Raw genomic sequence first — 12,769 nt, 5'->3', positions numbered from 1 at the left:
ATCCTCCCGGGGATGGTTCTGGGCGTCTCGCCTTCCAAAGTTTATGAAGGGCAAGCACCGCTTGTTGTTGAAAATGTTGTACGCTAACATTCGGGACGATCACAACCCGCAAGGCGTCGATTCTGGGCCTTGGGGAGATAAAAAATAACAATGGGAGACTTGCGATGCGCAAACAGGCGCTGATCCTCGTTGCGCTCGCCGCAGCGATCCTTGTGCCACCGGCCATGGCGGAGGACGGCTACGAGCTCTGGCTGCGCTATGACGCGCCAGAGGCGGGCATTCCCTATCTCCCGGCTGATGTGGTGACCGGGTGCACGGCCCCCTCAGAAACCATCCGCAAATCGCTGGATGAGCTGGATATCGCTTTCACCTCCCTCGCTGGTGAAAAGCTGCCGCAAAGCCGGACAGCAGGGCAAGGATCGCTCATTCTCGCGAGTGCCGATTGTCTCAGCAGTCTCCCGCAGAGCCTTCAGCCTGATGTCACCGGGCTTGGAGAGGATGGCTATGCCATCCGCGGTGTTTCGAGCGGCGGCGGCAAGGCCATTCTGATCGCCGGCGAGTCCGATGTTGGTCTTCTGTACGGTGTGTTCGATTTCCTGATGCGGCTTTCGCGCGGCGAGGACGTGCGCGGTCTCTCAGTCGAACAAACGCCCGCCGTCAAACTCCGCCTGCTCAATCATTGGGACAATCTCGACCGCCATGTGGAGCGCGGCTATGCGGGCCAATCGATCTGGAACTGGCACCTGCTGCCGGGCCGTGTCGATCCGCGCTACGAGGACTATGCCCATGCCAATGCTTCAATCGGCATCAATGGCGTCTCGCTGACCAATGTAAATGCGGACGCGACCGTGCTGACACCGCAATACCTCGAAAAGGTTACGGCGCTGGCCGATGTCTTCCGGCCCTATGGCATCAAGGTGTATCTGACGGCGCGCTTCTCAGCACCAATGGAACTCGGCGGGCTCGCCACAGCCGATCCGCTGGACGAAGACGTGCACGAGTGGTGGCAAGCCAAGGCAGATGAGATCTATGCCGAGATCCCCGATTTCGGCGGCTTCTTGGTCAAGGCGAACTCCGAAGGCCAGCCCGGCCCGCAGGATTATGGCCGCAGCCACGCTGAAGGGGCCAACATGCTGGCCGACGCGCTCGCCCCCCATGGCGGTGTCGTGATGTGGCGCGCCTTCGTCTATTCCGCCGAGGAGCCGGAAGACCGGGTGAAACAGGCCTATACCGAGTTCAAACCGCTGGATGGGCAGTTCCGCGACAATGTCATTGTGCAGGTCAAGAACGGCCCGCTCGACTTCCAGCCGCGCGAACCGTTCCATCCGCTGTTCGGCGCCATGGAGGAGACGCCACTCGCGCTTGAGCTACAGATCACCAAGGAATATCTCGGCTTTTCCACCCATCTCGCCTATCTCGGCACGCTGTGGAAGGAGGTTCTCTCCGCCGACACTTACGCGGCCGGGCCGGGCTCGACGGTTGCGAAAGTCGTCGATGGAGAGCTCACCAATGAGGCGCTCACAGCGATGGCGGGTGTCTCGAATGTCGGCGTGGACCGTAACTGGACCGGCTCTCATTTCGACCAGGCGAACTGGTACGCTTTTGGCCGACTCGCCTGGGATCCAGATGCGTCCGCGAACGCCATTGCGCGCGACTGGGCGGCGCTGACCTTCACCACCGATCCTGATGTGCTCGACACGATCGTTGCGATGATGATGCAGTCCCGCGAGGCGGTGGTGAACTACATGACCCCGCTAGGTCTCACCCATCTGATGGGTACCGGCCATCATTACGGCCCTGCGCTCTGGGTCGATGATCTCGACCGCGCTGACTGGACGCCGTATTACTATCACCGCGCCACGGAGGATGCGATCGGCTTCGACCGGACGGAGACCGGGTCCAACGCTGTCGCGCAGTATGCAGAGCCGTTGCGGGAAAAGTGGGCCGATGTGGCGACGACGCCGGACGAACTGCTACTCTGGTTCCACCGGCTGCCCTGGGACTATGAGATGACCTCCGGGCGCTCGCTCTGGGAGGAGTTGGTCCGGCACTACGATCTCGGCGTCCAGCAGGCCGAAGACCTCGCCGAGCAGTGGCAGGGCCTCGAAGGTCAGATCGACCCTGACCGCTTCGCCCATGTCGCGGACTATCTGGAGATCCAGAAGCAGGAAGCCCGCTGGTGGCGCGATGCCTCGATTGCCTATTGGCAGAGCGTCAACGGCCTGGCGCTGCCGGAAGGGGCCGCGCCGCCGACGCATAACCTCGACTATTACAAGAGTCTCGAATTTCCCAATGCGCCGGGGCAGGGCGATTAGAATGATCGAAGGCCAGCACCAGAATGCCGATGACGATCCTGGTTCACCAGCTGTTCAGCGATCCGTTGAAGGCAGATATAGGTCTGCACCAGCAACAAATGGCTCGATGCCTTCATCCGCTGGCTGGACGTAAACGGCTTCCTTGAAGCCGGTTCCGAGGAGTAGCGAGCGAACACCTCGCTGATTTACTGGTGAGGCAATGTGTGCTTGGACGAGCCCCAATTGGCACCTTGCAGGTCGGAATGGTCAAGGACACCTTGCTCGATTACAGATTTTCCGTCGCGCCCATGATGGACTGGACCGACCGGCATTGCCGGATGTTCCACCGTTCCTTGTCGAAGCAGGCGCTGCTCTGGACCGAAATGGTTACCGCCGATGCCGTCATCCATGGCGACCGCGATCGGTTGATCGGCTTCAGCGAGGCGGAACATCCGCTCGTCCTCCAGCTTGGCGGATCGGATCCGGAGAAGCTGGTGGAGGCGGCCCGGATCGCGGAAGGGTTTGGCTATGACGAGGTCAACATCAATTGCGGTTGCCCGTCCGACCGGGTTCAGTCCGGGCGCTTCGGAGCCTGCCTGATGCAGGAACCAGCGACTGTGGCGGCCGGTGTCGCTGCCATGCGCAAGGCCGTTTCCATTCCCGTCACAGTGAAGTGCCGGGTCGCTGTCGATGAAGACCCGCCGCGCGAGACGCTGTTCGGATTTGTCGACCAGGTGGCCGACGCAGGCTGCGAGATTTTCACCGTGCATGCGCGGAAGGCCTGGTTGTCGGGCCTGAGCCCCAAGGAAAACAGGGATATTCCGCCGCTCGACTATGGCCTTGTGGCCGAGCTTAAAGCCGAACGGCCGGACCTCACCATCATACTCAACGGTGGCATAAAGACGCTTTCGGAATGCGCCGCGCATCTCGACGGGTTCGATGGCGTCATGCTTGGCCGTGCAGCCTACCAGACGCCGCATATCCTGACGCGCGTCGACCATTGGCTTGAGACTGGCGAAGCCGATGATGGCCTCGATATGCAGGCCTGTCTGGAAGGGCTCGAGGCCTACCGCCCCTATATGGCGATGCAACTGCAGGAGGGCGCCAAGCTCTCCCACATGACGCGGCACATGCTCGGTCTCTTCGCAGGCCAGCCCGGGGCGCGCGGCTGGCGCCGTACACTGTCTGAGAAGGCGGTGAAGGACGGCGCCGGCCTGGAAGTACTCGACGAAGCCCTTGCCCATGTTGCGCCAGAAATGGCCACCGCCTGATGGCAGACTTTCTAGCCCAGTATGGCGTGCTGATCGTCTCGCTTGCCGTAGCGGGGGCGGCCGCCGGACTCGCGGCCGGGCTATTCGGCATTGGCGGCGGCGCGGTGATCGTGCCTGTGCTCTATTTCCTGTTCAATGCCCTCGGCTATGGCGAGACCGCAATGCATGTGGCGGTCGCGACCTCGCTCGCGACAATTATCCTCACCTCGATCCGTTCCGTCATGGCCCATAATCGGCGCGGCGCGGTGGACTGGTCCATCATCCGGGGCTGGGCGCCCTGGATCATGCTGGGTGCGGTAATCGGTCAGGCCATTGCGGGTTTTATCTCGACCGGTGCGCTGACCTTTATTTTCGGAGCGCTCCTGCTCCTGCTTGCCTTGCAGCTCTATTTCGGCCGGCCGAGCTGGAGGCTTGCCGAGGACCTGCCGAAAGGCGCGCCACGCGCCGGATTGGGCGGTGCGCTGGGTGCGTTATCGGCCATCATGGGGATTGGCGGTGGCACGTTTGGGGTTAGCCTGATGACGGTCTGTGGGCGGCCTATCCATCAGGCTGTGGCGACAGCCGCCGGTTTCGGGGTCGCGATCGGTTTGCCGGGCGCGGCGATGGCGATCGGCAACGGGCTGGGCAAGGAGGGGCTGCCACCCTTGTCACTCGGCCATGTGAACATGCCGGCTTTTGCGCTGATCTCGCTCTTCACGGTGACGATGGCGCCGGTTGGTGCGGCGCTGGCTCACAAACTCGATGCCGGCCTGCTCAGGAAACTTTTCGGGGTGCTGCTGGTGCTGGTCTCGGTCCGAATGATCTGGAAGGTTATTGCCGGATGATGAGCCGGTCGCCCCTGAACTCGTAGGAATAGAGCTCGCGCAGAAAACTCATGCCAAGCAGCGACTGGGTCAGCTCGTCGCGAAGCACCATGCCGGCGACGTTTTTCACTTCCACGGTTCCGACCTTGATCGACTCGATCTTCACCCTGGCGCCATAGGTCGTGCCACCCGCCGTGCGGATTTCCCATTTATAGTCCAGCTCGTCAGGATCGAAGCCCATCTTGCGGGCATCTTTCTGGGTGATGGCGACGGTGCTGGCGCCTGTATCGACCATGAAATCGACGCTGGCTTTCCGGTTCACCACGGTGCGCGCCCAGTAATGGCCGTCATCGCGAATGGAGAGGACAGCCTGGCGGGCGGGAGTATCCGGGTCCTCCGCCACTGTCGCGGTATTGATATCGGCCACCGGTGGCTGCGTGGTTTGCTGCGCCTGCTGGTCCTCCAGCCTGGGGGCGACGAAAATCGCCACAGCGCCCGCAACGGCGGCAGCACTGATCAGGGTGGAGATGATACGCGCGCTCATGCCACAGGGCCCAGCTTGCCGAGTGATTTCAGCCGTTCCATGCGTGCATCGAGGTCATCCATGATGCTCCGCCGCTCGGCATCGGAGAAAGATGACCAGCCGCCGATTTCATTCAGTGAGCGGGCACAACCCAGGCAAAGCCCGGTCTGGCCGTCGACGGCGCACACCTTCTTGCAAGGGGTCTCTATGGGGCGGGAACGGTTCTGCATTCGGGCCTTAACTTGGGGGTTCGCAGTGAGATTGGCAAAAAATCACGAATCTTTCATTGACTTCAACGGGTGTTTCAGGCGCTTTGCGGCCATTCCGAGGTGTGAGGAATTTCCGTGAGCGACGCAGCCTCTTCTGCAACGCCCTTCGACGATGTCCGCGATCTGGCGATGCGCGATGTGCAGCGCGACCGCGCGCCTGCCGATTCCGTGCGTGAGGCGCTGCTGGGTATGGGCCGCGAAGGCGACTTCGGTCGACTGGGTGAAGCGGCCGAATGGCTTGCGCTCTGGCAGGGTCGTTTTCCGCCGCGCATCGAGAATGCAACGCTTGCCCTGTTTGCCGGCTCGCATGGCATATCCGACGAGAAGATTACTCTCTCCAGTGACGACAGCACGCGCACCAAGGTCGAGGCTATGCGCGCGGGCACGGCGCCGCTCTCAGCCATCGCCAGCCAGGTCGGCGCGAATATTCGTATTTTCGAACTGGCGCTTGATCAGCCGACCTCAGACTTTTCCGAAAGCCCGGCGATGAGCGAGCGCGAATGCGCGGCGACCATTGCTTATGGGTTCGAGGCGCTGGAAGGCCAGCCGGACGTCCTGGCGTTAGGCGTCATCGGGGCAGGGATCGGTACATCGGCGGCTGCCGTGGCCTGTGCGCTCTATGGCGGTACACCGAATTACTGGGTTCGTCCCGGACCGCTGACGCCAAAGGACGTGAGCGCAGCGCGTACCGAACTCGTGAACAAGGCTCTGGCGACCCATCGCGGCCATCTCGATGATCCCCTAGAAGCGTTGCGTTGCCTTGGCGGACGTGAACTGGCCGCCTGTGTCGGCGCCATCCTGGCGGCCCGTATCCAGTCAGTCCCGGTGGTGCTGGACGGATTTGCAACCACGATTGCTGCCGGTGTTGTGCACGCGATCAATCCAGCGGCCGTCGCTCATGTGCTTCCTGGTCATGTGACCAAACGTCCCGCGCATGAAGCTGCGCTTGAGCGGATCGGCATGCGCCCGCTATTGCCATTCGAGTTCAATACGGGCGGTGGCATGGGCTCGGCCGCTGCCGTGGGGGTTCTGAAGACCGCTTGTGCGCCTTTTCTCGGCCAGCCGTCAGGCTAGCTGAAACAGTATAGGTGGGGTCCGTTGAGCCCCTTACGTTGACGTACGCGTCAACTTGCTTTCGTGTCGCCGTGCAGGCACAAGGGAGGCAAGTGAGAGACGCAAAAAATAATCGCGAGGAAAAAGCGCATGAATTTGGAATTCACCCCGGAGGAAATCGAGTTTCGCAAGGAAGTCCGGGCCTTCATTGAAGAGAATTATCCCCAGCATCTGCGGGGCGTCGGGGCACGTGAGGATCTGAGCAAGGAATATATGCTTGCCTGGCACCAGATCCTTGGCAAGAAAGGCTGGTCCGTTCCGGCATGGCCGGAGAAATACGGCGGCACCGGCTGGACACCGACACAGAAATATATCTGGTCGGAAGAGAATGCGCGCATGGACACGATCATGCCGCTGCCCTTCGGCGTCTCCATGGTCGGCCCCGTGATCTACACATTTGGCTCTGAAGAGATGAAAGCCAAGCACCTGCCGGGTATCCGCGACGGGTCTGTCTGGTGGTGTCAGGGCTATTCCGAGCCGGGCGCCGGGTCTGACCTTGCCTCTCTGAAAACAACCGCTGTCCGCGACGGCGACCACTATGTGATCAACGGCCAGAAGACCTGGACGACGCTGGCCCAGCACGCCGACTGGGGCTTCTTCCTCTGCCGCACCGATCCGAACGCTGCAAAGCCGCAGGAAGGTATCTCCTTTATCCTGGCTGACATGAATACGCCGGGCATCGAGGTGAAACCGATCAAGACGATCGATGGCGGCCATGAGGTCAACGAGACCTGGCTGACCGACGTGCGCGTGCCGGTCGAGAACCTTGTCGGCAAGGAGAATGAGGGCTGGACCTACGCCAAGTTCCTGCTTGCCCATGAACGGTCCGGCATTGCTGGCGTGGCACGCTCCAAGCGTGGTGTCGAAAAGCTGCGCCAGATTGCATCGACGGAAGTGCTCGATGGCAAACCGCTGATCAAGGACGACGATTTCATCCGCAAGATCGGCCAGCTGGAAATTGACCTGACTGCGCTCGAGTTCACTGAACTGCGCACGCTCGCCAGCGAAGCCGCTGGCAAGGGCCCGGGACCGGAAAGCTCGATCCTGAAGGTGAAGGGCACTGAAATCCAGCAGCGCCTGACCGAACTCACGCTAGAAGCTGTCGGCCATTACGGCCATCCTTACTTCCGCGGCTTCCCGGAAGACGGCTCGAACGAATTCCCGATTGGCCCGGACTATGCCCACCAGGCAGCCCCGACGTATTTCAACATGCGGAAGACGTCGATCTATGGCGGGTCAAACGAGATCCAGCGCAACATCATTACCAAGATGATCCTGGGGCTGTAGCGAGATGGGGCGGTGGATCATCCCTGCACTTGCATTGATTGCATCTGCGCCGGTGAGCGCCGCCCAATCGCAATACATGCCACCTCAGCCGGGCACGATGATCACATGGAAGTATCAGTTCGACGACCACAGCTATATTCGCCTGAGCGAGGTCATCGCTTCGGGAGACGACTTCGTGGTCTACGATCCTGATATCAGTGATACGTCGGGCAGCTCGTCGGAATATCTCGTCGATTTTTCCGGCCTGCACACCCAGAGATGTGACGAGCCGCTGCCGGCCGAAGACGACCGTGCCTCGCTCATCGCGATCTGGCCGCTCATCCAGGGCGCTACGGCGTCTGTGCGGTCCGGCTCCAGTGGCACCTACAAGGTGGGCGGAAAGACGCAGGTCGATGTCATATCGAGCGTTGAGGGTGCTCGTGATGCGTGGATCGTTGCCAGCGAAATCGGTGCGGCGGAAATGGATATAGCCGTATCGCCCGCGCTCGGCATGCCTGTGCAGATCACATGGAAAAGCGGTGGCTCCGGAGAGGTTCTGGAAATCGTCGAGCCGCAAGGCGCGGCCGAACCCGTGGATGTATCGGGAAAAAATCTGGGCTATTGCGCGCAGCTATTACAGTAAACAAAAAACACCCCGGCGGGGAAACAAGACTTGATGGGAGTATCCGTTTATGGATTTCAATTTTTCAGAAGAACAAACAATGATCCGCGACAGCCTCGCGAGGCTGCTGCGCGATCAGTATGAATTCGAGACCCGCCGCAAGGTCTCCGAAAGCGAAAGCGGCTGGCGCCCTGAGATGTGGCAGCAATTCGCAGAGCTCGGCCTGCTGGCCGCGCCGTTCTCGGAAGAGGATGGCGGTCTCGGGGGCGGCGCACTCGACTCCATGGTCATCATGGAAGAATTCGGCAAGGCGCTCGTTGTCGAGCCTTACATCCCGACCATCGTCTGTGCTGGCGGATTCCTCAAGCATGCCGGCAGCCCGGCCCAGAAGGAAGAGCACCTGACCGCAATCATTGGCGGCGAGCGCGTTTTTGCGTTTGCTTATGCCGAGCCACGCGGGCGCTATGATCTCGCCGATCTCGAAACCACGGCGAAGAAGGATGGCGACGGCTATGTCATCAACGGCCACAAGGCGGTTGTTATTGGCGCACCGTGGGCGAGCCACCTGATTGTCACGGCCCGCACGTCCGGCGACCGCCGCGACAAGGATGGTATCTCGGTCTTTATCGTGGAAAAGGATGCAAAGGGCATCACGACCCGCGACTATCCGACCGTCGATGGCCGCCGGGCCTCGGAAGTCTATTTCGAGAATGTCTCTGTTCCCGCTGACGCACTGATCGGCGAGGAAGGCAAGGCCCTTCCGCTTATCGAGCGCGTGGTCGATGAAGCCACCGTCGCTGTCTGTGCAGAAGCGATGGGCGCCATGGGGGTCGCGCACCAGATGACGGTCGAGTACTCCAAACAGCGCAAGCAGTTCGGGGTTGCCATCGGCAAGTTCCAGGTCCTGCAGCACCGCATGGTCGACATGTTCATGGAGCACGAGCAGTCGATCTCCATGACCTATATGGCCACGCTGAAGCTCGACGAGGATGAAGAGACCCGCAAGAAAGCCGTGTCGGCTGCCAAGGTTCGTATCGGCCAGGGCGGACGTTTTGTCGGCCAGGAAGCCGTCCAGATCCATGGCGGTATGGGTATGACGGACGAACTCGCCGTCGGCCACTACTTCAAGCGCCTCACGATGATCGACAGCGAATTTGGCAATGTCGACCATCATATGCGCCGCTACACGGCTCTTACGGCGGAGCCGGTGAAGATGGCCGCCGAATAGTCTTTTCTCCAAAAGATTGACGACACGCCCCCGTCCTGCCCAAGCTCGCAGGGCGGGGGCTTTCTTTTGGGAGGAGAAGACATGTGGGGAAAGACCGGACTAGCCGCGCTCATGGCAATTGGCGCCGCCTCTGGCGGGATCGCACAGGAAAGTGAGCGGCCAAAGCCCTGCGACTCGCCACCCTATCACGCCTTCGACTTCTGGCTTGGCGAGTGGACCGTTACCGACCCGGCCGAAGAGCTGGCGGGGACGAATTCGATCACGAAGGAAGAAGACGGGTGCCTCATCGTCGAGCGCTGGTCCGGCGCAAGCGGCTCCACGGGACAGAGCTATAATTATTACGATCCGGGTGACGGGAAGTGGCATCAGCTCTGGGTCAGCCCCGGGGCGGTGATCGACTACAAAGGCGGGATCAATCAGCGCGGTCACATGATGCTCGAGGGTGAGATCAAATATCGCGGCGGTGATACCCATCCTTTCCGAGGAAGCTGGGTGCCCAATGAGGACGGCTCGGTGACGCAGCATTTCGAGCAATTCAATGCCGAGAGCGAAGAATGGGACGACTGGTTCATTGGTACCTACCGGAAAGAGTAGGCGAAGGGCTCGACATCCGGGCGCAGCGCCTGCCATAGACCTTTCAGGAAACAGAAATTCTACAAGCCGGGAGCCCGCACCATGTCCGTCATCAAACTCGAGAAATCAGGCCCGATTGCCACGCTGACGCTGACGCGTCCTGAAATGATGAATGCGCTCGGCCAGGAAGGCGACGGCCCGGAAGTCGCAGCAGCCTGCGCCGAGATCGAGGCCGATCCGGACATCCGCGTTGCTATCCTGACCGGTGAAGGCCGGGCCTTCTCAGCCGGGGGCGACGTGAAGGCGATGCGCGACAAGACCGGCGCCTTCGGCGGCAGCGCTTATGACATCCGAAACGGTTACCGCCGCAACATCCATATGGTGGTGAAGTCGCTCTACAATCTCGAAGTGCCTCTCATCGCCGCCGTGAATGGCGCAGCCATCGGGCTCGGTTGTGATGTCGCCTGCATGGCTGATGTCCGGATCGCCGCCGACAATGCGAAGTTTGGCGTAACCTTCCTCAAGCTTGGCCTTATCCCGGGCGATGGTGGCGCCTGGCTCCTGCCGCGCATTATCGGGAATTCACGCGCGGCTCAGCTTCTGTTCACCGGGGACGTTATCGACGCTGAGACCGCCAAGGAGTGGGGGCTGATCTCTGACGCTGTGCCGGGTGACCAGCTGATGGACGAGACGATGAAGCTTGCCGAGCGGATGGCTGGCCAGCCGCCGCAATCCCTGCGCCTTGCCAAGACGCTGCTGCGTCATGGACAGAGCGCGTCCTACGACACGATCATGGAACTCTCGGCAGCCTCGCAGGCGCTGATGCATGAGACCGAGGACCATATGGAGGGCGTCCACGCCATCCTCGAAAAACGGGCGCCGAAGTTCGAGGGGAAGTAGGGCCTGCCATGGCGGCTCCCCGCCGCCTCCGCGACGTAAACTCTTGTGCGCTTAGTGTAGTCGATTATGGTCATCTCAAAATCGACAGATGCACTTTGGGAGGAGCACATGATCGGAGTCGTCGCCAAACTTACAGTGGCCGAGGGCAAGAATGCCGAGTTCGAAGAGGTCGGCAAGGACTTGATGGCAAAGGTGAAGGGCAATGAGTCCGGCACGCTGACCTACCAGCTCTACCAGTCCAAATCTGATCCGCAGACCTACATCTTCATGGAGCAGTACTCCAATGAAGAGGCGCTGAAGGCGCACGGCCAGACCGAGTATTTCAAGGCCGCAGGCCCGAAGCTTGGCGCCTGCCTCGCGGGCCGTCCTGAAATCGAATATTTTGACATCGTCGAGTAGGCGCTAGCGGGTCCGCCCCTTTCCCTCATGGCAGAGCTTCGCAAACCCGGACTCGCCACGCGCCTTGCCTATGGCATCGGCGGCGCGGCTGGCGGCATCAAGAATAACGGCTTCGAGTATGTCCTGCTGCTGTTCTATAGCCAGGTACTCGGCCTTTCAGCGGTCCTCGTGGCCGCCGCGCTCTGGATTGCGCTCCTTATCGATGCCGTATCTGACCCGGTCGTGGGGTACTGGTCGGATAATCTCCGGACCAAATGGGGGCGGCGCCACCCCTTCATGTATGTCGGCATGGTGCCGGTCGCGATTGCCTACTTTTTCGTCTGGAACCCGCCCTCGGAACTGAGTGGTGCGCAGCTGTTTGCCTGGCTTCTCGGTTTCACGGTGATTGTCAGGCTGATGTACACGCTGTTCGAGGTGCCCAGTACGGCGCTCGCAGCCGAGTTGACACAGGACTATGACGCCCGCACGTCGCTGATGTCCTTCCGCTATTTCTTTGGCTGGGTTGGCGGCCTGAGCGTCCAGATCATCCTTTTCTTCTTCCTGCTGCAGCCGAGTGAGGGCGATCCGTCCGGTTTCTTCCATATCGCAGGCTGGCACACTTACGGCCTCCTCGGGGCCTCCTGCATCTTCACTGCAGTGCTGATCACGTCCGTTGGCACGCACCGTCATATACCGCACCTCAAGGCACCGCCGGCGCCTCGCAAGCTGACACCGTTGAAAGTGCTCGGTGAGATCTGGGAGACGGTCTCTAACCCGTCCTTCCGCGCGCTCTTCATCGCGACCCTGTTCGGGCTTGTCGCCAGCGGGATTTCGGCGACGCTGAACCAGTATATCAACGGCTTTTTCTGGGAGTTCACGAGCGACCAGATCGGGGGGCTGACCTTTGCAGTCTACCTGTCCGCCATCATGGCGCTGGCGCTCGCACCCATGGCAGGCCGTGTGCTCGGCAAGAAGAAGGCGGCCATCATCATCGGACTTCTTGCCTTTACCATTGCGCCGGCGCCCGTTATCGCGCGCCAGTTCGGCCTGTTGCCGCCAAACGGCACCGAAGCGCTCTATTTCATCGTCCTTGGCGTGACGATCTTCGATATCGCGCTGATCATCGCCTACCAGATGCTGGCCGCCTCCATGGTGGCCGATATCGTCGAGCAGAACGAACTGGTGACAGGGCGGCGCTCCGAGGGCATCTATTTTGCCGGCATCAGCTTCATGCGGAAGCTGGCCCAGGGCGTGGGTATCCTGAGCGCGTCCTTCATTCTTGCGGTTGCCTCCATAACGCCCGGCATGCGCTCATCGCAGGCGAGTGACGAGGCTGTGCGTACGCTTGGCTGGGGCTATGCTCTGACGCTGCTGGCGCTGTGGATGATCATGATTGTCTGCGTGAATTTCTACCGCATCAGCCGCGAGGATCATGAGAGCAATCTTCGCGCGTTGGCGGAACGCGAGAATGGCTCTTGATACTTCGAAGCCGAGCGTCTTTCTGAATTGTCATGCCATGCCCGATTGCG

Annotated in this window: 13 protein-coding genes; 11 read left to right on the top strand and 2 right to left on the bottom strand. The window is 60.9% G+C overall.

The window, feature by feature from the left end; translation table 11 throughout:
* Nucleotides 1-164 precede the first annotated feature (164 nt).
* The 3 genes from Q1K29_RS12655 (at nucleotide 165) to Q1K29_RS12645 (ending at nucleotide 4,389) form a co-directional block, all read left to right on the top strand.
* Nucleotides 165-2,315, top strand: a complete 2,151-nt coding sequence (locus Q1K29_RS12655) for an alpha-glucuronidase family glycosyl hydrolase (protein ID WP_300395367.1) — start codon at nucleotides 165-167, stop codon at nucleotides 2,313-2,315.
* A gap of 242 nt (nucleotides 2,316-2,557) precedes the next feature.
* Nucleotides 2,558-3,565, top strand: coding sequence for a tRNA dihydrouridine(20/20a) synthase DusA (dusA, locus tag Q1K29_RS12650; RefSeq protein WP_300395365.1), 1,008 nt, complete (start codon nucleotides 2,558-2,560; stop codon nucleotides 3,563-3,565).
* Nucleotides 3,565-4,389 carry a sulfite exporter TauE/SafE family protein gene (locus Q1K29_RS12645; RefSeq protein WP_300395363.1) on the top strand — a complete coding sequence of 275 codons (825 nt, stop codon included), beginning with the start codon at nucleotides 3,565-3,567 and terminating at the stop codon, nucleotides 4,387-4,389. The genes dusA and Q1K29_RS12645 overlap by 1 nt, the downstream gene beginning before the upstream one ends.
* Here the strand turns inward: Q1K29_RS12645 and Q1K29_RS12640 are convergent.
* Complete coding sequence (locus Q1K29_RS12640; RefSeq protein WP_300395362.1) at nucleotides 4,376-4,912, bottom strand: TIGR02281 family clan AA aspartic protease; 537 nt, start codon at nucleotides 4,910-4,912, stop codon at nucleotides 4,376-4,378. The genes Q1K29_RS12645 and Q1K29_RS12640 overlap by 14 nt on opposite strands.
* The gene (locus Q1K29_RS12635; protein ID WP_300395360.1) at nucleotides 4,909-5,121 is read right to left on the bottom strand and encodes a DUF1289 domain-containing protein; all 213 of its coding nucleotides are present in this window, start codon (nucleotides 5,119-5,121) and stop codon (nucleotides 4,909-4,911) included. The genes Q1K29_RS12640 and Q1K29_RS12635 overlap by 4 nt, the downstream gene beginning before the upstream one ends.
* 114 nt (nucleotides 5,122-5,235) lie before the next feature.
* Between Q1K29_RS12635 and Q1K29_RS12630 the strand changes: the two genes are divergently transcribed.
* From Q1K29_RS12630 to Q1K29_RS12595, 8 genes are all read left to right on the top strand, one after another.
* A complete protein-coding gene (locus Q1K29_RS12630) occupies nucleotides 5,236-6,234 on the top strand; it encodes a nicotinate-nucleotide--dimethylbenzimidazole phosphoribosyltransferase (RefSeq protein WP_300395358.1) in 999 nt (332 codons plus the stop codon).
* Nucleotides 6,235-6,363: 129 nt separating this feature from the next.
* Entirely contained in the window at nucleotides 6,364-7,560 is a 1,197-nt protein-coding gene (locus Q1K29_RS12625) for an acyl-CoA dehydrogenase family protein (protein WP_300395356.1), read from the top strand.
* 4 nt (nucleotides 7,561-7,564) lie between these two features.
* Nucleotides 7,565-8,182 (top strand): hypothetical protein, encoded by a 618-nt coding sequence (locus Q1K29_RS12620; RefSeq protein WP_300395355.1) that lies wholly within the window; start codon nucleotides 7,565-7,567, stop codon nucleotides 8,180-8,182.
* 49 nt (nucleotides 8,183-8,231) lie between these two features.
* Nucleotides 8,232-9,389, top strand: coding sequence for an acyl-CoA dehydrogenase family protein (locus Q1K29_RS12615; RefSeq protein ID WP_300395353.1), 1,158 nt, complete (start codon nucleotides 8,232-8,234; stop codon nucleotides 9,387-9,389).
* Nucleotides 9,390-9,470: 81 nt separating this feature from the next.
* Nucleotides 9,471-9,983 (top strand): hypothetical protein, encoded by a 513-nt coding sequence (locus Q1K29_RS12610; protein WP_300395351.1) that lies wholly within the window; start codon nucleotides 9,471-9,473, stop codon nucleotides 9,981-9,983.
* An 81-nt stretch (nucleotides 9,984-10,064) separates the two neighbouring features.
* Entirely contained in the window at nucleotides 10,065-10,862 is a 798-nt protein-coding gene (locus tag Q1K29_RS12605) for a crotonase/enoyl-CoA hydratase family protein (RefSeq protein WP_300395349.1), read from the top strand.
* Nucleotides 10,863-10,970: 108 nt separating this feature from the next.
* Nucleotides 10,971-11,261, top strand: coding sequence for a putative quinol monooxygenase (locus tag Q1K29_RS12600; RefSeq protein ID WP_300395347.1), 291 nt, complete (start codon nucleotides 10,971-10,973; stop codon nucleotides 11,259-11,261).
* A gap of 27 nt (nucleotides 11,262-11,288) precedes the next feature.
* The gene (locus Q1K29_RS12595; protein ID WP_300395345.1) at nucleotides 11,289-12,719 is read left to right on the top strand and encodes an MFS transporter; all 1,431 of its coding nucleotides are present in this window, start codon (nucleotides 11,289-11,291) and stop codon (nucleotides 12,717-12,719) included.
* The last annotated feature ends 50 nt before the right edge of the window (nucleotides 12,720-12,769 follow it).

Origin of the sequence: Henriciella sp., from assembly GCF_029937755.1 — a bacterium.
In the GTDB taxonomy this organism is placed as follows: Bacteria; Pseudomonadota; Alphaproteobacteria; order Caulobacterales; family Hyphomonadaceae; genus Henriciella.
The sequence above is the reverse complement of the archived record's forward strand: the minus strand, read 5'-3'. Positions and strand labels throughout refer to the sequence as shown.

Excerpts from the sequence above, each read along its gene's own strand:
- Q1K29_RS12605 (WP_300395349.1), top strand. The coding sequence starts at position 10,065 with ATGTCCGTCATCAAACTCGAGAAATCAGGCCCGATTGCCACGCTGACG.
- Q1K29_RS12600 (WP_300395347.1), top strand. The coding sequence starts at position 10,971 with ATGATCGGAGTCGTCGCCAAACTTACAGTGGCCGAGGGCAAGAATGCC.
- Q1K29_RS12610 (WP_300395351.1), top strand. The coding sequence starts at position 9,471 with ATGTGGGGAAAGACCGGACTAGCCGCGCTCATGGCAATTGGCGCCGCC.
- Q1K29_RS12615 (WP_300395353.1), top strand. The coding sequence starts at position 8,232 with ATGGATTTCAATTTTTCAGAAGAACAAACAATGATCCGCGACAGCCTC.
- Q1K29_RS12620 (WP_300395355.1), top strand. The coding sequence starts at position 7,565 with ATGGGGCGGTGGATCATCCCTGCACTTGCATTGATTGCATCTGCGCCG.
- Q1K29_RS12595 (WP_300395345.1), top strand. The coding sequence starts at position 11,289 with ATGGCAGAGCTTCGCAAACCCGGACTCGCCACGCGCCTTGCCTATGGC.
- Q1K29_RS12655 (WP_300395367.1), top strand. The coding sequence starts at position 165 with ATGCGCAAACAGGCGCTGATCCTCGTTGCGCTCGCCGCAGCGATCCTT.
- Q1K29_RS12625 (WP_300395356.1), top strand. The coding sequence starts at position 6,364 with ATGAATTTGGAATTCACCCCGGAGGAAATCGAGTTTCGCAAGGAAGTC.
- Q1K29_RS12645 (WP_300395363.1), top strand. The coding sequence starts at position 3,565 with ATGGCAGACTTTCTAGCCCAGTATGGCGTGCTGATCGTCTCGCTTGCC.
- Q1K29_RS12635 (WP_300395360.1), bottom strand. The coding sequence starts at position 5,121 with ATGCAGAACCGTTCCCGCCCCATAGAGACCCCTTGCAAGAAGGTGTGC.
- dusA (WP_300395365.1), top strand. The coding sequence starts at position 2,558 with ATGGTCAAGGACACCTTGCTCGATTACAGATTTTCCGTCGCGCCCATG.
- Q1K29_RS12640 (WP_300395362.1), bottom strand. The coding sequence starts at position 4,912 with ATGAGCGCGCGTATCATCTCCACCCTGATCAGTGCTGCCGCCGTTGCG.